Origin of the sequence: Actinomycetospora sp. CA-084318 (assembly GCF_050955885.1) — a bacterium.
GTDB lineage: Bacteria > Actinomycetota > Actinomycetes > Mycobacteriales > Pseudonocardiaceae > Actinomycetospora.
Genome location: NZ_CP192098.1, coordinates 552,639 through 573,994 on the forward strand (window position 1 = coordinate 552,639; position 21,356 = coordinate 573,994).

At 75.5% G+C, this 21,356-nt stretch carries 20 protein-coding genes; 12 read left to right on the forward strand and 8 right to left on the reverse strand.

Going from position 1 to position 21,356, the window contains the following annotated elements; translation table 11 throughout:
• Positions 1-54 precede the first annotated feature (54 nt).
• Positions 55-918, forward strand: coding sequence for a PhzF family phenazine biosynthesis protein (locus tag ACQPYX_RS02715; protein WP_433801366.1), 864 nt, complete (start codon positions 55-57; stop codon positions 916-918).
• On the opposite strand, the gene ACQPYX_RS02720 is transcribed toward ACQPYX_RS02715, so the two are convergent.
• The gene (locus tag ACQPYX_RS02720) at positions 891-2,735 is read right to left on the reverse strand and encodes a DUF222 domain-containing protein (protein WP_433801367.1); all 1,845 of its coding nucleotides are present in this window, start codon (positions 2,733-2,735) and stop codon (positions 891-893) included. The genes ACQPYX_RS02715 and ACQPYX_RS02720 overlap by 28 nt on opposite strands.
• An 88-nt stretch (positions 2,736-2,823) precedes the next feature.
• On the reverse strand, positions 2,824-3,342 hold the full coding sequence (locus tag ACQPYX_RS02725) for a GNAT family N-acetyltransferase (RefSeq protein WP_433801368.1): 519 nt from the start codon (positions 3,340-3,342) through the stop codon (positions 2,824-2,826).
• Positions 3,343-3,359: 17 nt separating this feature from the next.
• Here ACQPYX_RS02725 and ACQPYX_RS02730 point away from each other — a divergent pair, with 17 nt between their 5' ends.
• From ACQPYX_RS02730 to ACQPYX_RS02740, 3 genes are read left to right on the forward strand one after another with little or no spacing between them, the layout of a single operon-like run.
• Positions 3,360-3,812, forward strand: a complete 453-nt coding sequence (locus ACQPYX_RS02730; protein WP_433801369.1) for a GNAT family acetyltransferase — start codon at positions 3,360-3,362, stop codon at positions 3,810-3,812.
• Positions 3,809-4,930: an alpha/beta hydrolase gene (locus ACQPYX_RS02735; RefSeq protein WP_433801370.1), complete on the forward strand. Its 1,122-nt coding sequence runs from the start codon at positions 3,809-3,811 to the stop codon at positions 4,928-4,930. Before ACQPYX_RS02730 ends, ACQPYX_RS02735 begins: the two co-directional genes overlap by 4 nt.
• A gap of 2 nt (positions 4,931-4,932) precedes the next feature.
• Complete coding sequence (locus tag ACQPYX_RS02740; protein WP_433801371.1) at positions 4,933-5,370, forward strand: SRPBCC family protein; 438 nt, start codon at positions 4,933-4,935, stop codon at positions 5,368-5,370.
• 7 nt (positions 5,371-5,377) lie between these two features.
• Here ACQPYX_RS02740 and ACQPYX_RS02745 read toward each other — a convergent pair whose 3' ends face one another.
• The 4 genes from ACQPYX_RS02745 to ACQPYX_RS02760 form a co-directional block, all read right to left on the reverse strand.
• Complete coding sequence (locus ACQPYX_RS02745) at positions 5,378-6,376, reverse strand: aldo/keto reductase (RefSeq protein WP_433801372.1); 999 nt, start codon at positions 6,374-6,376, stop codon at positions 5,378-5,380.
• A gap of 58 nt (positions 6,377-6,434) precedes the next feature.
• On the reverse strand, positions 6,435-8,072 hold the full coding sequence (locus ACQPYX_RS02750) for an FAD-binding dehydrogenase (RefSeq protein WP_433801373.1): 1,638 nt from the start codon (positions 8,070-8,072) through the stop codon (positions 6,435-6,437).
• A 21-nt stretch (positions 8,073-8,093) separates the two neighbouring features.
• Positions 8,094-8,501, reverse strand: coding sequence for a transglycosylase family protein (locus tag ACQPYX_RS02755; RefSeq protein WP_433801374.1), 408 nt, complete (start codon positions 8,499-8,501; stop codon positions 8,094-8,096).
• 202 nt (positions 8,502-8,703) lie between these two features.
• Positions 8,704-9,567, reverse strand: coding sequence for an SAM-dependent methyltransferase (locus ACQPYX_RS02760; protein ID WP_433801375.1), 864 nt, complete (start codon positions 9,565-9,567; stop codon positions 8,704-8,706).
• Between the two features lie 390 nt (positions 9,568-9,957).
• Between ACQPYX_RS02760 and ACQPYX_RS02765 the strand changes: the two genes are divergently transcribed.
• Genes ACQPYX_RS02765 through ACQPYX_RS02780 form a run of 4 tightly spaced genes read left to right on the forward strand, consistent with a single transcriptional unit; the run spans position 9,958 to position 13,556 of the window.
• Positions 9,958-11,166 (forward strand): glycosyltransferase family 4 protein, encoded by a 1,209-nt coding sequence (locus ACQPYX_RS02765; protein WP_433801376.1) that lies wholly within the window; start codon positions 9,958-9,960, stop codon positions 11,164-11,166.
• The gene (locus ACQPYX_RS02770) at positions 11,163-12,005 is read left to right on the forward strand and encodes a GNAT family N-acetyltransferase (RefSeq protein WP_433801377.1); all 843 of its coding nucleotides are present in this window, start codon (positions 11,163-11,165) and stop codon (positions 12,003-12,005) included. The genes ACQPYX_RS02765 and ACQPYX_RS02770 overlap by 4 nt, the downstream gene beginning before the upstream one ends.
• The gene (locus ACQPYX_RS02775) at positions 12,002-12,919 is read left to right on the forward strand and encodes a lysophospholipid acyltransferase family protein (protein ID WP_433801378.1); all 918 of its coding nucleotides are present in this window, start codon (positions 12,002-12,004) and stop codon (positions 12,917-12,919) included. Before ACQPYX_RS02770 ends, ACQPYX_RS02775 begins: the two co-directional genes overlap by 4 nt.
• On the forward strand, positions 12,909-13,556 hold the full coding sequence (locus ACQPYX_RS02780; protein WP_433801379.1) for a class I SAM-dependent methyltransferase: 648 nt from the start codon (positions 12,909-12,911) through the stop codon (positions 13,554-13,556). Before ACQPYX_RS02775 ends, ACQPYX_RS02780 begins: the two co-directional genes overlap by 11 nt.
• A 65-nt stretch (positions 13,557-13,621) precedes the next feature.
• On the opposite strand, the gene ACQPYX_RS02785 is transcribed toward ACQPYX_RS02780, so the two are convergent.
• Positions 13,622-14,485, reverse strand: coding sequence for a DUF4190 domain-containing protein (locus tag ACQPYX_RS02785; RefSeq protein ID WP_433801380.1), 864 nt, complete (start codon positions 14,483-14,485; stop codon positions 13,622-13,624).
• A 376-nt stretch (positions 14,486-14,861) separates the two neighbouring features.
• On the opposite strand from ACQPYX_RS02785, the gene mihF reads away from it, so the two are divergent.
• On the forward strand, positions 14,862-15,173 hold the full coding sequence (mihF, locus tag ACQPYX_RS02790; protein ID WP_433801381.1) for an integration host factor, actinobacterial type: 312 nt from the start codon (positions 14,862-14,864) through the stop codon (positions 15,171-15,173).
• A 79-nt stretch (positions 15,174-15,252) separates the two neighbouring features.
• Here the strand turns inward: mihF and ACQPYX_RS02795 are convergent, their stop codons facing one another.
• Positions 15,253-16,446, reverse strand: coding sequence for a heparin lyase I family protein (locus ACQPYX_RS02795; protein WP_433801382.1), 1,194 nt, complete (start codon positions 16,444-16,446; stop codon positions 15,253-15,255).
• A 454-nt stretch (positions 16,447-16,900) separates the two neighbouring features.
• On the opposite strand from ACQPYX_RS02795, the gene ACQPYX_RS02800 reads away from it, so the two are divergent.
• From ACQPYX_RS02800 to ACQPYX_RS02810, 3 genes are all read left to right on the forward strand, one after another.
• Positions 16,901-17,614 (forward strand): pyridoxamine 5'-phosphate oxidase family protein, encoded by a 714-nt coding sequence (locus ACQPYX_RS02800; RefSeq protein ID WP_433801383.1) that lies wholly within the window; start codon positions 16,901-16,903, stop codon positions 17,612-17,614.
• A 4-nt stretch (positions 17,615-17,618) separates the two neighbouring features.
• Positions 17,619-18,668 (forward strand): MBL fold metallo-hydrolase, encoded by a 1,050-nt coding sequence (locus tag ACQPYX_RS02805; RefSeq protein WP_433801384.1) that lies wholly within the window; start codon positions 17,619-17,621, stop codon positions 18,666-18,668.
• 116 nt (positions 18,669-18,784) lie between these two features.
• The gene (locus ACQPYX_RS02810; RefSeq protein ID WP_433801385.1) at positions 18,785-21,256 is read left to right on the forward strand and encodes a HelD family protein; all 2,472 of its coding nucleotides are present in this window, start codon (positions 18,785-18,787) and stop codon (positions 21,254-21,256) included.
• The last annotated feature ends 100 nt before the right edge of the window (positions 21,257-21,356 follow it).

The window sequence follows — 21,356 nt, forward strand, 5'->3', positions numbered from 1 at the left end:
CGCGGCCCAGGTGGCTCTGCCGCCGCGAGCCGTCGTCGGGAAGGTTCTCCGAGCGTGCACCGCTTCACCCAGGTCGACGTGTTCACCGACGAGCTGTTCCTCGGCAACCCGGTCGCGGTCGTCCACGACGCCGACGACCTCACCGACGCGCAGATGGCCGCGGTCGCGTCGTGGACGAACCTCTCCGAGACGACGTTCCTGCTGCGCCCGACGCAGCCCGGCGCGGACTACCGGCTGCGCATCTTCACGCCCCGCCGCGAGCTGCCCTTCGCCGGCCACCCGACGCTGGGCTCCGCGCGGGCGTGGCTGGAGGCGGGCGGTGTTCCGGACGACGCCTCGGGGCCGGTCCAGGAGTGCGGTGCGGGTCTCGTGCGGGTGCGCTCGGCGGAGCGGTTGTCGTTCGAGGCGCCGCCGCTGGTGCGGTCGGGGCCGGTCGACGCGGCGGACCTCGCGGTGCTGACCGACGGGCTCGGCGTGGACGACGTCGTCGACGCGGCGTGGGTGGACAACGGGCCGGGGTGGGTGGCGCTGCTGCTGCGCGACGCGGCGACCGTCCTCGCCCTGGAGCCCGACCTGCGGGCGTTGGCGGAGCACGAGCTGAGTCACGCGGTGGGGGTGGTGGGCCCGCACCTGGCCGGGTCGGACGCGGCGTTCGAGGTGCGCGCGTTCGTGCCGGCGATGGGCGTGGGCGAGGACCCCGTGACGGGTTCGCTCAACGCCGGCCTCGCGCAGTGGCTGGTACCGGCCGGGCACGCGCCGTCGTCGTACGTGGCAGCGCAGGGCACGGCGCTCGGGCGCCGCGGGCGGATCCACGTCGACCACGCCGGAGACACGGTGCACGTCGGGGGCGACACGGTCGTCGGGGTGGCCGGGACGATCGCGGTCCGAGCTCAGAACGGCGGTCCGTCGCCGGCGTAGGGGGTCCGGTCGGCTCGGGTGGCGAGGTGCCAGGCGGTGTCGAGGGCGGGGTCGGTGATCTGGCCGTGGCGGTTGGCGCGGGCGGCACCGGGCCGCCTCGGGCGCGAGAAGCGCTCGGGCGGTCGCCGCCGGGGACCGGTGCGCGGAACGGGAGCCGGCAGCGGTCGGTAGCGGTAGGGGGTCGTGCGATGGACACGGCCGGTGGGGGAGGTCCACTCGAAGTACCCGGGGGTGGTTTGGGTGACCGTCCAGCCGCTCGCGGGGTCGGACTTGAGCAGGTGGTCGCGGCGACAGAGGGGGCCGAGGTCGTCGGCGACGGTGAGGCCGCCGGCGATCACGGGGCGGGTGTGGTCGAGGTCGGTGCCGACGGCGTCGACGGCGCAGCCGGGCGCGCGGCAGGTGTGGTCGCGCGCCTGGACCCAGTCCCGCAGCCGGGTCGAGGGGAACCGGTGGGCGGCTTCCGATCGGGTCCGGGCGGGGTGTTCGTCGGGTGGGCGGGCACGTTCCTTCTCGAGTGCGCGCCGGGCCCGGCGGAGAAGTTCGACGGCTTCAGGGCGGGGATCGGTGTGCTCGGCGGCGAGGGCGTCCAGGTCGCTCGTGAACGCGGTGAGTTCGACGACGTGAGCGCGGCGCCGACCGCCGGCCGGAGGCGGGCCGTCGCTCGGCGGTCGGACGGACAGGACGTGTTCGAGGTGGCCGACCTGGTCGTAGAGCCGGATGCGCCAGCGCGTGTGGGTGCGCGCCCAGGCCATCGCCACGGCGGCCCGGTGGGTGATGGGGCCGCGACCGGGGAGCTCACCGGGCGAGCGGTCGAGCCCGAGGACGCCGCGGAGCTCCATCCGCAGCACGGTGCGCGCCCGGAAGGCCACCACCGGAGCCCGACCGCCACCGCCACCGCCGTGCGGGTCGTCGCCGTGCGGGTCGTCGGGTCCGCGGTCGGGAGGTCCCTCGGGGTCGGGAGGTCCCTCGGGGTCGGGAGGTCCGTCCGGATCGGGAGGTCCCTCGGGATCGGGGTCGGTGGGTCCGCCGAGGGCGGCGACGACGTGGTCGACGACGTCGAGGTCGTACATCCCCGCCCCGGCGGGCCCGGTCAGGGTGAGCATCACCTCCGACTCCGCGGTCCCGACCGACACGGTGGTGATGCCCGCGCGCTTGAGCCGCCGCAGCACCTCGTGGGCCAGCGCGACGATCCGGTCGTGGGCGTCCTGGGCGGGGTCCTCGGGAAGATCCAACCCACACAGCTCCGCCGCCCCCGAGGGTGCCGAACGCAGTGCCACCCGCCGGCGCGCGATGCCCGCCGCGCGGCGCCGCTCGGCCCAGGCCGGGTCGACCGCCATCGCCACGCGCCCCACCAGCCGGCGGAGCGCGGCGTAGCCCAGCGACGGGGCCGGGTCGACGATCTCCTCGACCACCGCGCGGGCCTGGTCGTCGTCGAGGTCGGCCACCAGATCGACGATGATCGAGGCCTTCCGCTCCTCCAGGCGTCCCGACTGCATCTGCGCACCCAGGACGGGCAGCCGCTCGAGAACCTGGCGGGCGAACTCGACCCGCGCGGCCGCGTAGGACTCCGACCACCCCAGCGACGCGGCGACGATCTTCCCCGCCCGTGGCCGTGAGGCCACCCGCGTCGCGGTGCCGGCCTGCGCCCGGGAGCACTCCAACAGCCACCGACACAGCCGCCACGCGGCGACGTTCATCAGCGTGAACTGCACGCCGAGTCCGGCGTCCACCCACTGCCCCGGCAGGCCCTCCGGCCCCACCTCCGGGCGCGCGGCCTCGCCCTCGCCCTCGCCCGGACCCGCCACCGCCCTCGTCATGAATCGAACGTTAGTGCGAACCCCCGACAGTCACGGCGGGAAAAGGCCGGGTGGAGCCGGCTGCGCGCATCACGAAGCGGTCACGATCTCAGCGCTCGAGGGCCAGGACCACCACCTCCCGCACCGACCCGTCCCCGAGCCGCCGGGCCGGGTCCACGTGCTCCTCGACGAACCCGGCCCGGCGGGCCACACGCAGCGACGCGACGTTGGCCGGCTCGATGGTCAGCTCCAGCCGTCGGCACCCGCGCTCGGCGAACGACCAGGCCGCGAGCGTCGTGAGCGCATCGGAGGTCCAGCCCCGACCCCGGGCCTCCGGCGCGCACCAGTAGCCGATCTCGCCCACGCCGTCCCGCGCGCGCAGCAGCGCGATGCTGCCCGCCACGCGGCCCGGGGCGGACAGACCCTCGACGCAGAACGACGCCCCACCCTCCGCCTCGACGTCGGCGATGTAGTGCGCCAGGAACCAGTCCGCGTCCTCGCGGCGGTACGGGGAGGGCACCGTCGTGAAGCGCTGCACGTCGGCGTCCTGGCACGCCCGGTGGATGGCCTCGGCGTCGTCGTCGCGCCACGGCCGGAGTCGGGTCAGCACGCCCAGCAGCACGGTCACGGGTCCATCATCGCCGCGTGCGCATCCGAGATCTCCGTCCCGACGAGGCCGACGCGGCGATCGACCTGTGGCACGCCGCCGGCCTCACGCGTCCCTGGAACGACCCGCGCTCCGACCTCGATCGCGCTCTCGCCGGGCCGTCCTCCACGGTGCTCGCGGCCGTCGACGACGAGGGCGGTCTCCTCGGGACGGTCATGGTCGGCCACGACGGTCACCGCGGCTGGATGTACTACCTCGCGGCGGCGGTCCGCGGCCGGGGCGTCGGGCGGGCGCTCGTCGCCGCGGCGGAGGAGCGGCTGGCGGCCGATGTCCCGAAGGTCCAGCTCATGGTGCGTGCCGACAACGACGACGCCGGGGCCTTCTACGCCCACCTCGGCTACGCGCGCTCCGACGTCACCGTGTGGCAGCGGGTGATCCCGGCCGACCCCGCGCGACCCGCGCCCCCGACGCTCCTAGGCTCTCGGGAGTGAAGTTCCCGATCCTGCGCCGCGTCCTGCGTGGCCTGGTCGGGCTGCCGCGTCCGCTCAAGCGTGCGATCGCCGGGCGACGCGTGGAGCTCGACGGCCAGGTCCTCGACCTCGACGTCCAGATGGTCATCAAGCTCATCTCGCTGGCCGCCAATCCCGGCGAGGACCCACCCCTGTCCGACCAGCGCCGGCTCACCGACGAGGCCGCCACCGGACTCGCGGAGGTCACCCGCGGTGTGGTCAGCCGGTCACTGACGATCCCGGTGCCGGTCGGCCCGGCCCGCGACGCCCCGGGGACGCTCGACGCCCGCCTCTACGAGCCGGTCGACGTGGCGGGGGCGACGTCGGGCCTGCTCGTCTTCTTCCACGGCGGCGGGTTCGCCCTGGGCAGCGTCGCCTCGGGCGACCCGCTGTGCCGGGCGCTGGCCCAGCAGGCCGGCGCGCGCGTCCTGTCGGTGGAGTACCGGCTGGCCCCGGAGCACCCGTTCCCGGCCGGGCTCGCCGACGCCGTCGCCGCGCTGCGCCACGTCGTCTCGCACCGCGAGGAGTTCCGGGCGGGCGCGATCGCGGTCGGCGGCGACTCCGCCGGCGCCAACCTCGCCCTCACCGCCGCCCACCAGCTCGCGCGTCGGGGCGAGCCGACCGCCGAGTTCGTCCTCGCGCTCTACCCCGTCACCGACGCCGGCCGCTCCGGCGGTTCCCGGGAGCTGTTCGCCGACGGGTTCGGGCTGCGCACGCAGGACGTGGAGTGGTTCGAGGGCCTCTACCTGCCCGACGGGCTCGATCCGATCCGCCCGACGGCGCTGCTCGAGGCGGACGACCTCGCCGTCATGCCGCCCTGCTACGTCGCCACCGCCGGATTCGACCCGCTGCGCGACGAGGGCGAGGAGCTGGTCACGGCACTGCGGGCGGTCGGCGTGCCGGTCGTGGCCCGCCGCTTCCCGGGCCTCGTGCACGGCTACGCGGGGTTCGCCGGGCTGATCCCGGCCGCCCGCGACGCCGTGCTCGACGCCGCCTCCGCCCTGCGGGCGGGCATCGCACTCACCGGGCCACAGGCGTCGTCGGGAACGATGGCCCTGGACACGCCCGGCGTGGCGGACCGCGGGGCGGGTATCTCCTGACCATGGCGGGTCCCGTGAAGGAATCGATCTCCATCGCCGCGCCGGTGTCGACGGTCGTCGACATCGTGGCCGACCTGGAGAACACCGACCGGTGGGCGAACGAGGCGAAGGGCGCGGAGGTGCAGGCCCGCGGCGACGACGGCCGCCCCACCCGGATCAAGGTCACGCTCGGCGCGATCGGCTTCACCACGGCCGCCGAGTACGAGGTGGCCTACACCGACTCCTCGGTGACGCTGACCTGCACCGGCGACGGCGGCCGACTGATCCGGGAGAGCGTGATCAGCTACGAGGCCGCCGAGTCCGGCGACGGGACCGAGCTGACGATGACCTCCACGATGGAGGTCACCGTCCCCGTGCCCGAGTGGGGCCTCGAGCGGGCCATGGGCCGCTCGGCCCGCAAGAACCTGGCGTCGGTGAAGGAGGACGCCGAGCGCCGGTGACCGGCCCTCAGCGCCGCAGGGCGCCCATCATCGCGGAGGGGTAGCGGTCGCCGGTGGCCGCACCGAGCGGCGCGGCGTCGTCGATGGCCGCCAGTTCGTCCGGGGTGAGCGTCACGTCCACCGCCGACACGTTCTCCTCGAGGTAGCGCCGGCGCTTGGTGCCGGGGATCGGCACGACGCCGGGTGCGATCTGTTTCGCGAGCACCCAGGCGAGCGCGAGGACCGTCGTCGGGACGCCCTTCGACGCGGCGATCTCCTCCACCCGCTCCAGCACGTGCAGGTTGGCCTGCAGCGCGTCGCCGGAGAAGCGGGGCGCGTTGCGACGCCAGTCGCCCTCGGGCAGGTCGTCGGTGCTGCGGATGTCGCCGGACAGGAACCCCCGGCCCAGCGGGCTGTAGGGCACGAAGCCGATGCCGAGCTCGCGGCAGAGGTCGAGCACGCCGTCGTCCTCGACCTCGCGGGTGAACAGCGAGTACTCGGTCTGCACGGCGCTGACCGGGGCGACCTCGTGGGCGCGGCGGATGGTCTCGGGCGCGGCCTCGGAGATGCCGAGGTAGCGCACCTTCCCGGCCTCCACCAGCTCGCCGAGGGCGCCCCACGTGTCCTCGATCGGCACCGTGGGGTCGACGCGGTGCTGGTAGTAGAGGTCGACGTGGTCGACGCCGAGGCGCTGCAGGGACCCGTCGATCGCCTGCCGCAGGTACTCCGGCGACCCGTCGACGCGCCCGGCGGGCCGCCCGTCCGGCGCGACGGCGTTGCCGAACTTCGTCGCGATCTGTACCTCGTCGCGGTGCGCGCGCAGCTCGCGGCCCACCAGCTCCTCGTTGGTGTGCGGGCCGTAGATGTCCGCGGTGTCGAAGAAGGTGACGCCGAGCTCGAGGGCGCGGGCGATCGTCGCGCGCGACTCGGCGTCGTCCCGGCCGCCGTAGGCGTAGGTCATGCCCATGCACCCGAGGCCGAGCGCGGACACCGTGAGGCCCTGGGATCCGAGGGATCGTTGCTCCATGGCGGAGGGGTGCCTTCGGCCCGTGAGTACTAATCCGTGTCAGAGCACGGATTAGTACTCACAAGGCGCGAGCCACCTGGCGGCCGCTGAACAGGCAGCCGCCGAGGAAGGTGCCCTCGAGCGAGTTGTAGCCGTGCACGCCGCCGCCCCCGAAGCCCGCGGCCTCACCCGCGGCGTAGAGCCCGGGCACCGGCGTGCCGTCGACCCCGAGGACCCGGCCGGCGAGATCGGTGTGCAGTCCGCCCAGCGTCTTGCGGGTGAGCACGTGCAGCTTGACCGCGACGAGGGGGCCGGCCGCCGGGTCGAGCAGCCGGTGCGGCGGCGCGACCCGGATGAGCCGGTCGCCGAGGTAGCCCCGCGCGTTGCGGATCGCCGCGAGCTGCGCGTCCTTGCCGTACGGGTTGTCGAGCTCGCGGTCGCGGGCGACGACCTCCCGCTCCACGTCCTCGAGGCGCAGCAGCGGCTCGGGGGTGAGCGCGTTCATGCGGTCGACGAGCTCCGCGAGCGTCGCGGCCTGCACGAAGTCGGCGCCGCGGCGCTGGAACTCGCCGACCGGGCCGGTCGGGCCGGGCCGGCCGCGCTGCAGCGTGAGCCGGATGTCGCGACCGGTCAGGTCGGGGTTCTGCTCGGACCCGGAGAGCGCGAACTCCTTCTCGAGGATCCGCTGCGTGGTGACGAACCAGGAGTGGTCGTGGCCGGTGGCGCGCAGGTGCGCGAGCGTCGCCAGCGTGTCCGAGCCCGGGAAGAGCGGCGCCGGCAGGCGGTGCCCGGTCGCGTCGAACCACATCGACGAGGGCCCGGGCAGGATGCGGATGCCGTGCAGCGGCCAGACCGGCGAGTGGTTGACGATGCCCTCGACGTAGTGCCACATCCGGTCGCGGTGGACGACCGCGCCGCCCGCCGCCTCGGCGATGCCGATCATCCGGCCGTCCACGTGCGCGGGGACGCCGGAGATCATGTGCTCGGGCGGGCTGCCGAGGCGCGCCGGCCAGGCCTTGCGCACCGCCTCGTGGTCCCCGCCGATCCCGCCGCTGGTGACGACGACCGCGCCCGCGGCGACCTCGAAGGAGCCGGTCTCGGCCCGGGAGCTGGACTGCCCGCGCGAGACGTCGCTGGGTTCGAGCACGGCGCCGGCCACCCCGGTGACCACACCCGCCGTCGTGACCACCCGGTCGACCCGGTGGCGGAACCGGAGCTCCACGCGGCCGTCGGCCACCGCCGCCCGCACCCGCCGGGCGAACGGCTCGACGATGCCGGGTCCGGTGCCCCACGTGATGTGGAAGCGCGGGACGGAGTTGCCGTGTCCGGTCGCGGAGCCGGAGCCCCGCTCGGCCCACCCGACGACCGGGAAGAGCCGCACCCCCTGCGCGCGCAGCCAGGACCGCTTCTCCCCGGCGGCCCACTCGACGTACGCGCGCGCCCAGGCGCGGCCCTGCTCGTCGCCGGTCGCGTCGAACCGGGCGGAGTTCTGCCAGTCCGACCAGGCGAGGTCGAACGAGTCGTGGATGCGCAGCCGACGCTGCTCCGGGGAGTCGACGAGGAACAGCCCGCCGAACGACCACCAGGCCTGCCCGCCGAAGGAGGCCTCGGGCTCCTGGTCGAGCAGGACCACCCGACGCCCGGCGTCGGCGAGTTCGGCGGTGGCGACGAGGCCGGACAGACCGGCCCCGACGACGACGACGTCCGGAGCGCTCACCCCGCCATCATGCCAAGCGGGTCAGCGCATCCCGAGCTTCTTGGTGCAGGTCGGCCACGCCTTCCAGCCCTGCTCGGCCTGGACCTTCTTCGCCACGGCGATCTGCTCCTCGCGGCTGGCCTGGTCGGCGGAGTCGGCGTACTTCTTCCCGCCGAACGCCTTCCACGTGGAGTCGGTGAACTGCAGGCCGCCCTTGAAGCCGTTACCGGTGTCGGCGTCCCAGTTGTTGGTCGACTCGCACTTGGCGAGGCGGTCCCACGTCGCGTTGCTCTGCGGCGAGGCCTCGGCGGACGGCGCGGCCATCGCCGTCCCGGCCAGGGCGACCGGGGCGGTCACGGAGGCGGCGACGACGCCGACCTTGAGCGAGGCGAGGGCCAGGCTGCCCGTGGTCTCGGACAGGGTGGACGGCTTGCGGTGGCGACCAGACATACGTCGGCTCCAAGTCGAGTCGGGGACACTCGGGCCGGGGTGCGTGGGGAGCGGACCGGCAGGCGAGGACCGTAATCGAACCGAGACCTAGCCTCACCTCGTGTGACCACGCGGCTGCCGTGTGTCGCGGTGAGTGGCCACTCGGCGTCGGTGGGCGGCGAACGGAGCAACCCCCACACGGCTGAATCGGCCGAACGGGCGCTCAGCGCACGAAGCCGACCGCCGCCCAGTGACCCCGCGGAGCCGACGGCGCCGGCGGTCGGCCGGCCTCCGGGCGCCACTCGCCGGCCCACGTCAGCCCCGGGTCGACCAGGTCGGTCGCGGCGACGATGCGGGCGACCTCGGCGCGGGTGCGCGGCCGCGGCGCGCTGTGGGCGTACTGCGCGGTCAGCCGCTCCACGTGTGCGGTGGCCCGCGCGTCGTCGGCGGTGAAGTGGGAGACGGCGAGCGCGCTGCCCGGGGCGAGCCGCGCCACGTACCGCTCGACGAGCCCGGCCGCGTCGTCACGAATGTGCTGCAGGACCGAGCAGGCGAGGAGCCCGACCGGGCGGCGCAGGTCGAGCAGACCGCGCACCCCCGGGGCGGCGAGCACGGCGTCGACGTCGGCGACGTCGACCGTGCTGTAGCTCGCGGTGGGCACGTCGGCGAGCAGCGCCCGGCCGTGCGCGGCGGCGATCGAGTCGACGTCGGTGTACGCGACCCGGGCCGAGGAGCGGCTGCGGGCGACGACCTCGTGCACGTTGCCCATCGTCGGGACCCCGGAGCCGAGGTCGAGGAACTGGTCGATGCCGGCGGCGAGCAGGAAGCGCACCGCGCGCCGCAGGAAGGCGCGGTTCTCCCGGGCGAGGGTCACGACGTCCCCGGAGGTCCGGGTCAGCTCGTCGCCGAGGCGCCGGTCGACCGCGCCGTGGGCGGCCCCGCCGAGCAGGTAGTCGTACACCCGCGCCGAGCTCGGGCGCTCGAACTCCTCGGGCAGGGCCCGCGGACGGGTGTCCTCGTCGGCGGGCGGGCGGGACTGGCCCGGCACGGCGCCCGGCGGGAGCCCGAGCGCGGCCCGGGGGGCCACGGCCCGTTCGGCCAACCCCGTCGACGGGGTCGTGGCGGGAGGTGCGGGTCGGTGGCGGCGCGGCGGTCCGAGCACGCTGCACCTCCGACGCGACGCCTCCGGACGGGGGCGGACGGGAGCCAGTAGGCGGTGGTGGCGCGGACGGTGTCAAACCGGCATCACGGACGGTCCAGCGGATGCAGACATCACCGACCCCGAACAGTGAGCATCCTGTCCGGAAAACGCTGGTTGCCGACGAGCGTCCCGGCCGGTCACACCCGTTGCGCTCACCGACGGTCACCGGTCACGACTGGGTCACACCGAGGTCGGTCCGAGCTGTTGGGAGAGGGTTCGGCGGGAGGTCACGTCGACGTCGCTCACCCGGACCTCACGGCGGAGAACGTCCACAGCGTGCGCGTCGCGGTCGTGACCGAGTCCTTCCTGCCCCAGGTCAACGGGGTCACGAACTCGGTCCTGCAGGTCATCGCCCATCTCCGTCGACGGGGTCACGACGCCCTCGTCCTGGCCCCCGGCGTCGGTCCCGACGAGGTGGAGGGCACGCCGGTCATCCGGGTCCCGGCGCTCGACCTCGCCGTGGTCGACAGCCTCCCCGTCGGGGTCCCGACCCCGGCGGTCCGCGCGACCCTCGAGGAGTTCCGCCCCGACGTCGTCCACCTCGCCTCGCCCTTCGTCCTGGGCGCCCGCGCGATCACCGCGGCCCGCCGGCTCCGGGTGCCGACGGTCGCGGTCTACCAGACCGACGTCGCGGGCTTCGCCGCCTCGTACGGCGTCGGGCTGACCGCCCGCGCCGCCTGGCGCTGGACCCGGCGCCTGCACAGCCGCGCCGACCGCACCCTCGCCCCGTCGGCATGGGCCGTCGACGCCCTGCGCGACCACGGCATCCCACGGGTGCACCGCTGGGGCCGCGGGGTGGACACCGCGCGCTTCCGTCCGGCGTCAGAGCACGCCGACCACGGTGCGGCCGCCGCGGCGCTGCGCCGCGAGCTCGCGCCGCGAGGCGAGATGCTCGTCGGCTACGTCGGGCGGCTCGCGCACGAGAAGCAGGTGGAGCGGCTCGCCGCCCTGGGCGGGCTCCCCGGCGTGCGGACCGTGGTCGTCGGCGACGGGCCCGCCCGGACCCGGCTCGCCGAGCTGCTCCCGGACGCCGCGTTCCTCGGCTTCCGGGGCGGTGCCGACCTCGCGACCGCGTACGCCGCCCTCGACGCCTTCGTCCACACCGGTCCCTTCGAGACCTTCTGCCAGACCGTGCAGGAGGCCAAGGCCAGTGGCCTGCCGGTGATCGCGCCCGACGCCGGCGGGGTGCGCGACCTCGTGGAGCCCGGTGTCACCGGCTGGCGCTTCGACGTCGACGACCCGGCGGGCGGCGGTGTGGTCGACCGCGTCCGGGAGTGGCGGGACGACCCGGCCGCGCGCCGGCGGATGGGCCTCGCGGCCCGCGCCTCGACCACCGGCCGCACCTGGCCCGCGGTCTGCGAGGAGCTGCTCGGGCACTACACGGACCTGGTCGGGTCCACCGCCGATGATTCACGCGGAGCACACCGCGTCGTCACGCGCGGGTCGGCGCAGCGGCGCACGGGCACCGTAGACACCGCGGCATGACCAGCACCGAGGTCCTGCTCACGACCGGGAGCGCGCCGGCCGCCCCGGCCGGTCCCGCCCCGGCCCGGCCCGACGTCACGCAGCCCGGCGACGGCTCCGGCTCCGGGCGCTACAGCCTGCTCGTCTCGCGCGACTCCGACGCGGTGCGGGCGGCCCAGCGCCTGCGCCACGACGTGTTCGCCGTCGAGCAGGGAGCCCGCCTCGCCCCGGGTGCCGCGGCCGACGAGGGCCGCGACGAGGACCGCTTCGACGCGTTCTGCGACCACCTCATGGTCCGCGACGAGGCCGACGGCTCGATCGTCGGCACCTACCGGATGCTCACCCCGGAGGGCGCGCTCGAGGCGGGCGGGCTCTACTCCGACACCGAGTTCGACCTGCGTCGACTCGACCCGCTGCGCCACCACCTCGTCGAGGTCGGGCGGTCCTGCGTCCACCCCGACCACCGCACCGGGACCGTGCTGTCGCTGGTCTGGGCCGGGATGTGGCGCTACCTCGTCCTCTCCGGGCACCGCTGGCTGATCGGCTGCGCGAGCGTGCCGCTCACCGCCGAGGGCGAGCTGCCCGGTGCGGTGTGGTCGCTGGTCCGCGAGAAGCACTACGCCCCCGCCGAGCGCCGGGTCGTCCCGCACCACCCGGCTCCGATCGGTCCGGACGAGGGTCGTCGCGCCGCCCGCGACCGGACCCCGCCGCTGCTGCGCGGCTACCTGCGGCTGGGCGCCGAGATCGGCGGGGCCCCCGCGATCGACCACGACTTCGGTGTCGCCGACCTGCTCGTCCTGCTCGACCACACCGCGATCGACCCGCGCTGGCGCCGCCACCTGCTGGGGGAGGACGGATGACGAGCTGGCTGCCGTCCTCGCCCTGCACGCCGGCCTGCCTGCCGCCCGGAGTTCCCGACGCCGGGTGGGTCCGGTTCCGGCGCCGGGTGCGGATCGTCGTGCGGATGACCGGCCTGCTCACGGTGCTGCTCGCGGGCGTGCCGCTCGCGCTCCTGGCCCCGCTGCTGGGCGCCCGCCGGATCGGGCGGGTGCAGGCCCTCTGGTGCGGCGCGCTGCTCGCGGCGGCCGGGGTCACGGTGCGGGTGACCGGACCACGGCCGGTAGCCGGGTCGCTCGTGGTCGCCAACCACGTCTCGTGGCTCGACGTGCTCGCGCTCAACCGCATCACGCCGGTCCGCATGCTCGCCAAGGTCGAGGTGCGCACCTGGCCGCTGATCGGCGCGATGGCCGCGCGCGTCGGCACCGTGTTCCTCGAGCGGGACCGGCTCCGGGCCCTGCCTGCCGCGGTGGCCGCCGTCGCCGACGCCCTGCGCGCCGGCGGCTGCGTCGGGGTCTTCGCCGAGGGCACCACCCGGTGCGGGCGCGACCTCGGCCGCTTCCGGCCCGCCGCCTTCCAGGCCGCCCTCGACGCGGGCGCGCCGGTCGTGCCCGTGTCCCTGTCCTACGCCGACGCGGCCGGGACCGTCGACGCGACCGCCGCCTTCGTCGGCGACGACGACCTGTTCTCCTCGTTGCTGCGGGTCGCCGCCGCGCCGCGCACCGAACTCACCGTGCGCGTGCTGCCCGCATGGACCGGTGCGGTCGACCGCCGCCCCGGCGACCGCACGCCCGTCCGCCGGGCCTGCGCGCGCGCGGCGTCGGCGGTGATCGAGGCGGCCCTGCCCGCCGCCGCGGCCGACCCCCGCCCGCTCCCGCCCGTCCACGTCCCGGCGCGCCCGGTGGTGTGCCGGACGGAGGTGACCCGTGCCGCCTGACCAGCACCTCCCGACCCGCGGCTGGCGCGACGACGCCCGCTTCGCCGCGCAGTTCGTTCGGGCCCCGGTGGCGACCGCCTCGGTGTGGCCGAGCTCGACCGCGCTCGCACGCACCGTCGCGGACGCGGCGCTGGGGTCGGTCGGGACCCGTCGTCGGGGGCCCGTCGTCGTGGAGCTCGGCGCCGGGTCCGGGGCCTTCACCCTGGAACTGGCGCGGCGCCTCGAGGGGCGGGGACGGCACCTGGCCGTCGAGCTGAACCCCGCGCTGGCCCACCACCTGGCCGCCCGGCTGCCGACCGTGGAGGTGGTCCCCGCCGACGTCGCGGAGCTGCCGACGCTGCTCGCCGTGCGCGGTCTGCCCGCGCACGGGGGCGTCGACGTGGTGGTGAGCGGCCTGGGCTGGTCCGCGACGCGGCCCGGGCGGGACGACTCGTTGCTGCCGGTCGTGGCCTCCACGCTCGCCGACGACGGCGTGTTCGTGCAGTTCGGGTACACCTTCACGCGCTGGGCCGGCCCGGCCCGGGCGCTCGAGCAGGAGCTGCACGAGCTCTACGGCGAGGTCACCACGAGCCCCACGGTGTGGCGCAACCTGCCGCCCGCCGTGGTGCACCGCGCGGCCCGCCCGGCCCGGACATGACACCGGCCCGGCGCCGGGAGCCGCGTGGCTCCCGGCGCCGGGCCGGTCATCTCCCCCCTGCGGGCTCAGCCGCTGATCACGGTCGACGCCACCTCGGCCATGGCCGGGTTGTCGGTGTCGAAGGCCGACGCGGCCGTCTGCATCGAGCTCTGCGTCGTGGCCCGGCCCATGGCGTCGAGGTCGGCGAGCACCTTGTCGACGGCCGGGATCAGCTGGGCGTCGACCTTCGCCCGCTGCTCGGCGGGCAGGTCCGCCGCCGCCACCGTGTCGCGGAACGTCTGCACCGCGGCGCGGTACTCGGCGAGGTCGGCCTTGAGCTCGCCGATCTCGTCGTGCGCCTCGAAGTTCGCGGTCAGCGTCTGGTTGGCGGCGATCAGGTCCAGGTAGGCGCTGAGCAGGTCGGCCTGCCCGGTGCCGGTGCCGGTGCCGGTGGTCCCGGCGGTGCCGGGGTCGGTCGCGGCCGGGGCGCTCACGGCGGGCACCGGCGCGGGAGCCGGGGCCGGGCCCGACGTGTAGGTCACCGTGGTCACCATCGAGAGCACCATGATGGTGGAGACGATCCCCATCAGGGTGAACACGATGCCGAGCGCGATGCCGGTGGTGGCGAGACCGCGGCCCCGCTCCCCGGTGCGGGCGATCTGGCGCCGCGAGATCGCACCGAGCACGATCGCGACGGGCGAGACGACGAACGCGGCGACCACGGAGAGCCAGGACAGGGTGTTCAGCGGGGCCTCGGGGGCCGGCACGCCGCCGGGGACGGTCCCGGCCGGGGCCGCGTAGCCCGGCGCGTACCCCGGCGTGGATCCCGCCGTGGGCGGCGGCCACCCGGGGTTCTGGACCCCGGGTGTGCCACCCGCGGGAGTGGTGACGTCGGCGTCCACGGAGGCGTCGATCATCGGGGTGACGGGGCGGTCGAGGTGCTGGGTCATGGCGATCTCCCTGGTCGGCCGGCGGGTCCGGCGGTGGTTCCGGTCGGTGCCGGGTACGGGAGTACCGTCACTCTTCGTGGAGCAGATTGCCAAGCGGTCCGGACATCTGTCACTCATTCAGCGTAGTAATTGTCACGGTGAGCGATAACAGCAGGTCAGCCCGTGGTGGAGAACCGGTGCCGTGTACGGTCCGGCCACCGTCACGACGGTGGGACCCGACACCTGCCCCCGCCGTCGGCCACCGAACTGCGGTGCGCGATGGTGTGTCGCGACCGGGGAGCAGCACGTCGCCCGGTCACGATGGGACCGACCGGCCCGTCCGGAGCCCGGTCGCACCGAGACCACGAACCTGTGCAGGTGAGGAGAGAGGGAGACCATGCCACTCCCCACGTTGACCCCCGAGCAGCGCGAGGCCGCCCAGGCGAAGTCCCGCGAGGCCCGTCAGGCCCGCTCGGCCCTGCTCGCCGGGATCAAGAGCGGTGACGAGACCATCCCGGCCGTGCTGGACCGCGGCAAGGAGGACCCGATCGCGGGCAAGACCAAGGTGTCGCAGCTCGTGCGCGCCCTGCCGGGCTACGGCCCCGCCAAGGCCGCCGCGATCCTGGAGCAGGCCGGCATCCCCGAGGACCGGCGCGTCGCCGGCCTCGGTGCCCGCCAGAAGGAGGCGCTGGTCTCGGCCCTCGGCTGAGTCCACCCGCTCGTACGACGACGGGCCCGGTCACCTCGCACGAGGTGACCGGGCCCGTCGTCGTTCGCGGGCGGGCGGCTCAGTCCGTGCCGCCCGGGAGGTCCTTGCTGACCGACCCGAGGCTCGTCCCGATCGCCCAGCTGCCGAACGAGAGCTTGCCGGCCTGACCGATCGAGCTGTCGCGGTAGATGCCGGTCTTCACGTAGCTGTCCTTGCCCTCGTAGAGGGTCCCCGACGGCGGGGCGAAGTCGGCGAAGCGCTGGACGCCGTCCTGCCACGCGCTGACGGTCCCGTCCGAGGACGAGAACTTCACCTTGAGCACGATGTGGGTCCACTGGCCGGGCGTCGCCGGTCCGACCTCGCGGGAGAACCCGCCGCCGTCGCCGTCGATCAGGAACTTCCCGTCCTGGACCTTGAGCTCGAGCGGCGGCGTCCCGGTGCCGTCGTTCTTGAACTGGGTGATCACCTGCCAGTCGGAGGTGTTCACCGGGAAGTCCGGCGCGAGGCGGACCGAGAAGCCGAAGTAGTACTCGTCGCCCTCGGACAGGCTCTTGAAGTCCGGCTCGACCTCCGAGCGCTTCCCGCCGCCGGGCATGAGGAAGTTGAGCAGGCCGCCGGCGAGGGTCGGCGACTTCGCCCCCTGGTTGTTCCACGGCGTCGACTTGAAGTTCTTCAGGCCCGCCTCGCGGAAGTCCGCCGACCAGAGCGTCCGGCCGCCGTCGTCGCGCCGGGCGGGCGCCGCGGTGGTGGTGGGTGCCGCGGTGGTGGTGGTCGGGGCCGGCGCGGTGGTGTGCGGGACGACCTGCGGGGCGACCGCCTCCGAGACCCCGGCGGGGGCGACGGCGAGCGTGTCCGGGCGGGCGAGCTCGCCCGTGTCCGCCGGCGGGTCGGCGAGGAAGGCCGGCCCGGTGCTCGCCGCGGCCACGCTGGCCCCGGCGAGGGCCCCGAACAGGGCGAGGGCGCCCGCCGCACGGGTCGGGGTCAGGGCGCGGGCGCGCGGGGCGCCGTGGGCCCGGCCGCTGCGCGGCGCGGGCGGGACCGGGAGGGCTCCGGTGCGCGGGCCGTCCGGACGAGGCGGGTCGTCGGCCGCCGGGCCCTCGCCGCGCGCCTCGGCGGCGGCCCGGGCGATCGCGGCGAGGTCGAGCGGGGTCGTCGCCGGGTCGCCGCGGTGCCGACCACCGCCGTAGGGGCGGGGTCCGGTCGCCGGGGCGTCCAGCGCCGCGGGCCAGGACCCCGTGCGGGGGGTCTGGGACCCGGAGCGATGTCGAGCCATGGGTCGGTCCTCGGTCGTGGCGCACGGGACCCGGCCGGAAAGGGGGAGCGAGCCGGTGCCACGACGTCCGCCGTGGCGTGTCCGCCTGTCCCGCACCGGTTCGGGGGGCCGGGCTCGCCGGGACAGGCGGGCGCGTCGAGTCCGGGACCGCCACCGCGTCGGGTGACGATCGGGTCCCACCGTAGGGAAGTCCCGGCGGTCCCGTCGCGCGGGCGCGGGCGTCCCGCGCGAGGCCCGGATCACGAATCGGTCACGTTCTTCCTGCTCACGGCCCGGTCGCGGACGCGAGACGCGCAGGTCACGGCGGAGGGGGCGACCGAACAGTGACGCACCTCACCGTCAAGTTGCTCCGATCGGCCTCCGACCAGGGCGTCGACCCCTCTGGACCCGATCGTCGGCGTCCGTACCATCGTCTGCCGAGGCCCCGCGCGACCCCCGACGCGAGACGAGGACCATGACCGACGCTGCCTTCGACCCGCGCGACCTGCTCCCCGGATCGCGTGGTGAGCACCGGCTGCAGGAACGGCTCGGCACCACCGCGCGCGCCGAGCGCTTCTACGGCGACCAGGTGCGGGACCGGCTGCTCCCGAGCATGGTCGACTTCGTCCACCGCATGAGCATGGTCTTCATCGCGACCTCCGACGCCCACGGCGAGTGCGACTCGTCGTTGCGGGCGGGGCCCGAGGGCTTCGTGGAGGTGCTCGACGACCGGCACGTCGCCTACCCCGAGTACCGCGGCAACGGGGTGATGGCGAGCCTGGGCAACATCGCGGAGAACCCGCACGTCGGGCTCATGATGGTCGACTTCGTCGAGGACCTCATCGGGCTGCACGTCAACGGCACCGCCCGCGTCGTCGAGGACGCCGAGCTCCGCGAGGAGTACCCCGACCTCACCTCGGACCCGGTCCCGGGGCGGCGGGCCGACCTGTGGGTGGTGGTGGAGGTCGAGGAGGCCTACATCCACTGCCGCAAGCACATCCCGCGGATGGTCCCGGCCGACCGGCGCCGCCGCTGGGGCACCGACGCCACGGCGCCCAAGGGCGGCGACTTCTTCGGCGCGGCGGCCACCCGGCGGGCCGAGGAGGCCGCCGACGCGGCCGAGGGCGGGAGAGCGGCGGAGGTCACGACCCCGGCCGACGAGCGCGAGGGGGCGGGCGCGGCATCCTGATCGGATGAGCGACGCCCCCGACCGCCACGCCTGGAGCCGACCCGAGCCGGAGCAGGTGGCCCCCGGCGTCCTGCGCGTCCCGCTCCCGCTGCCGTTCGACGCCCTGCGCGCGGTCAACGTCTACGTGCTCGCCGAGGACTCCCGGCTGACCCTGGTCGACGGCGGGTGGACCCTGACGACCGCCCGCGACGTGCTCGACGGGGCCCTCACCGGCTCGGGGGCCGCCGTGGGGGACATCGGGCGCTTCCTCGTCACGCACATGCACCGCGATCACTACACCCAGGCGGTCGCGCTGCGCCGCGAGACCGGCGCCGAGGTCGTGCTCGGGGCGGGCGAGCGGGACTCGCTGGAGCTGATGGCCGGCCGGCCCGCCCCGATGGCCGCCCAGCTCGCGGGGTTGCGGGTCGCCGGGGCGCCCGCCCTCGCGGACGAGATCGACGGGACGATCCCGGCGCCGACCGACGAGGAGATGGCCGACTACGCGCTGCCCGACCGCTGGCTCGACGACGGGGAACGCGTCGTGGTCGGGGGGCGCACCCTCACCGCGCTCGAGACTCCCGGCCACACCCGCGGCCACCTGGTCTTCGAGGCCGACGGCACGGGCGACGCCGAGCCGCTGCTGTTCGCCGGCGACCACGTGCTGCCGCACATCACGCCCTCGATCGGCTTCGAGCCCGACGCCCGCCCCGGGGCCCTGCAGCGCTTCCTCACCTCGCTCGCGCGGCTGCGCGAGCGCCCCGACCGCCGGCTGCTGCCGGCGCACGGCCCGGTGGCCCCCAGCGTCCACGCGCGCATCGACGAGCTGCTCGACCATCACGACGCTCGGCTCGCCGAGATCGAGCGGCACGTCGTCGCCGGGGACGCGACGGCGGCCGAGGTCGCCCGCGCCATGACCTGGACGCGGCGGCAGAGCAAGCTCGACGACCTGGAGGGGTTCCACAAGGTGCTGGCGATCCTCGAGACCGACGCGCACCTCGAGGTGCTCGCCGCGCAGGGCCGCGTGGCGCGGGTCGTCGGCGACGACGGGGTGGCCCGCCAGCACGTCGGGGGCTGACCCGGCGCACCCGGCCGGGGCCTCGTCGGGAACGGGAACCGGGGCCGCACGCGGTGCGGTTACGCTGGAGAGCCCTCACAGGAGCAGGCACGCACGAGCGCGAACGAAGGTCGTCCTTGTCCCACCCCGCCTCCCCCGCAGTGCCGGAGATCGAGCCCGTCGGGGATCCGGTCGCCGCCGAGCAGCCGTACGTGACGATGCTCTACGGACGGCTCGACGCGCGCCGCACGGAGACCGCCGGACTGCTCGCCCGGGTGCTGCGCGACGAGACCACCGGCACCCCGCAGGCCGTCTCCGAGCGGGACGCCGCCGCCGCGATGTACTCCGAGCAGCTGGCGACGCTCTCCGCGGTCGAGGAAGGGCTCTGCTTCGGGCGGCTGGACGTCGAGCCGGACGCGCTGACCGGCGACGCGGACCCGGAGACGCCCGGCTTCGACCAGGAGACGGTCTACATCGGCCGGCTCGGGCTCCTCGACGAGGACCACGACTACGAGCCGCTGCTCATCGACTGGCGCGCCCCCGTCGCGCGGCCGTACTACACCGCGACGGCGGCGAACCCGGACGGCATCCGCCGCCGACGCCACCTGCGCACCCGCAGCCGCCGGGTGCTCGCGGTCGACGACGAGATCCTCGACCTCGCCGAGGCCGCGGCGGCCGCGTCGTCGGGAACCCAGCGGCAGGGCCTGACCGGCGAGGCGACCCTGCTCGCGGCGCTGACGGCGGGTCGCACCGGCCGGATGGGCGACATCGTCGCCACCATCCAGGCCGAGCAGGACCGCATCATCCGGTCCGGGGTCAACGGCGTCCTCGTGGTCGAGGGCGGGCCGGGTACCGGGAAGACGGCCGTCGCCCTGCACCGCGCCGCGTACCTGCTCTACACCCACCGCCGGCAGCTCGCGAAGCGCGGCGTCCTCGTCGTCGGACCGAACCCGACCTTCCTGCGCTACATCGAGCAGGTCCTGCCCTCCCTCGGCGAGACGTCGGTGCTCCTGCAGACCGTCGGCGAGCTCTACCCCGGCCTCGCCGCGCAGGGGCACGAGGCGCCCGAGCGGTCGGCCCGCAAGGGCGACCTCGACATGGCGAAGGTCCTCGCCGCCGCCGTCCGGGACCGCCAGGAACTGCCGCGTCGGCCCGTCCGGCTCGTCGTCGACGGCGAGCCGGTGGAGATCGACCGCGACCTCGTGGCACAGGCCCGGACGCGGGCGCGCCGCACCCGCCGCCCGCACAACGACGCGAAGCGCACCTTCCTGCGCGAGGCCGTGGACCTGCTCGCGCGGCGCGAGCGCGACCGGATCAGCAGCCAGGGCTCGCACCCCGAGGTGCCGGACTCCGACCGTCGCCTGCTCGACCGGGGCGACCTCGCCGACATCCGCCAGGCGATGCGCGACGACCCCGACCTCATGGCCGCGCTCGACGCCTTCTGGCCGACGCTGACCCCGCCCCAGCTGCTCGCGGACCTCTTCACCGACCCGAAGCGGATCTCCGCCGCCACCCGCGGCTGGTCCGAGGCCGACCGTGCGCTGCTGCGCCGCGGGTCGGGCCCGCGCCACCCGCTGGACCCGCAGTGGTGGACCCCGGCCGACGCGGTGCTGCTCGACGAGGCGGCCGAGCTGCTCGGCGAGGACGACACCGCCGAGCGCGAGCGGGCGGAACGCAAGCGCGAGGCCGACGAGGCCTACGCCGCCGGCGTGCTGGAGATCCTCGCGATGGAGGAGGACTGGGACCCGGAGCTGCTGCGCCCCACCGACGTCGTCGACGCCTCCGTGCTCGCCGACCGCAGCCGCGAGTCGTCCTACGCCAGCGCCGCCGAGCGGGCCGCCGAGGACCGCACGTGGACCTTCGGGCACGTCATCGTCGACGAGGCGCAGGAGCTCTCGCCGATGGCGTGGCGGGTCCTCATGCGCCGGTGCCCGAGCCGGTCGATGACGCTCGTCGGCGACGTCGCCCAGACCGGGGCCCGCGACGGTGCCTCCTCGTGGCACGCCGTGCTCTCGCCCTACGTGGCCGCCCGCTGGCGCCGCGAGTCGCTGACCGTCAACTACCGCACGCCGGCCGAGATCGCGGCGGTGGCCGCCGACGTGCTCGCCGTCATCGACCCCGGGCAGAAGCCGCCCGAGTCGGTCCGGGAGTCCGGGGTGGCGCCCCGCGCGGTGGCCACCGACCCCGACGCGCTGGACCACCAGGTGGCCACCACCGCCCGGGCCGCCGCCGACGAGGTCGTCGACGCCGAGGGCAACGGCCGGGTCGCGGTGCTCGCCCCGGAGGGCCGGGTCGAGGCGCTGCGGGCGCGGCTGGTCGCCGACGGCCTGCTCGCCGAGCCCGCGGCGGCCGACGACGACGAGCGCGGCGGGTCCGACCTCGAGGTGGCCGTCGTGGTGTCCACGGTGTCCGACGCCAAGGGGCTGGAGTTCGACGCCGTCGTGCTCGTCGACCCGGAGGGCATGATCACCGAGTCGCCGCGTGGGCTCAACGACCTCTACGTGGCGCTCACCCGCGCCACCCGCTCGCTCGACATCGTGCACCCCGGCGCGCTCCCGCCGGTGCTCGCGGCCCTCGACCACCCGGCGGTCGACACGCCCGTCCGCTGACCCCGACCGGGCGGTCGGGGCAGCGCCGGCGTCCGGTCCATCACGATCCGGACACCCCTGCTCACGGTGGCGTAACGGCGCGCGTCCAGGACCCGACGTC

Coding starts and splice junctions, on each gene's coding strand:
- ACQPYX_RS02755 (WP_433801374.1), bottom strand. CDS start 8,501: ATGTCTGGTCGCCACCGCAAGCCGTCCACCCTGTCCGAGACCACGGGC.
- ACQPYX_RS02785 (WP_433801380.1), bottom strand. CDS start 14,485: ATGACCCAGCACCTCGACCGCCCCGTCACCCCGATGATCGACGCCTCC.
- ACQPYX_RS02775 (WP_433801378.1), top strand. CDS start 12,002: ATGACGAGCTGGCTGCCGTCCTCGCCCTGCACGCCGGCCTGCCTGCCG.
- ACQPYX_RS02805 (WP_433801384.1), top strand. CDS start 17,619: ATGAGCGACGCCCCCGACCGCCACGCCTGGAGCCGACCCGAGCCGGAG.
- ACQPYX_RS02745 (WP_433801372.1), bottom strand. CDS start 6,376: ATGGAGCAACGATCCCTCGGATCCCAGGGCCTCACGGTGTCCGCGCTC.
- ACQPYX_RS02720 (WP_433801367.1), bottom strand. CDS start 2,735: ATGACGAGGGCGGTGGCGGGTCCGGGCGAGGGCGAGGGCGAGGCCGCG.
- ACQPYX_RS02800 (WP_433801383.1), top strand. CDS start 16,901: ATGACCGACGCTGCCTTCGACCCGCGCGACCTGCTCCCCGGATCGCGT.
- mihF (WP_433801381.1), top strand. CDS start 14,862: ATGCCACTCCCCACGTTGACCCCCGAGCAGCGCGAGGCCGCCCAGGCG.
- ACQPYX_RS02795 (WP_433801382.1), bottom strand. CDS start 16,446: ATGGCTCGACATCGCTCCGGGTCCCAGACCCCCCGCACGGGGTCCTGG.
- ACQPYX_RS02770 (WP_433801377.1), top strand. CDS start 11,163: ATGACCAGCACCGAGGTCCTGCTCACGACCGGGAGCGCGCCGGCCGCC.
- ACQPYX_RS02740 (WP_433801371.1), top strand. CDS start 4,933: ATGGCGGGTCCCGTGAAGGAATCGATCTCCATCGCCGCGCCGGTGTCG.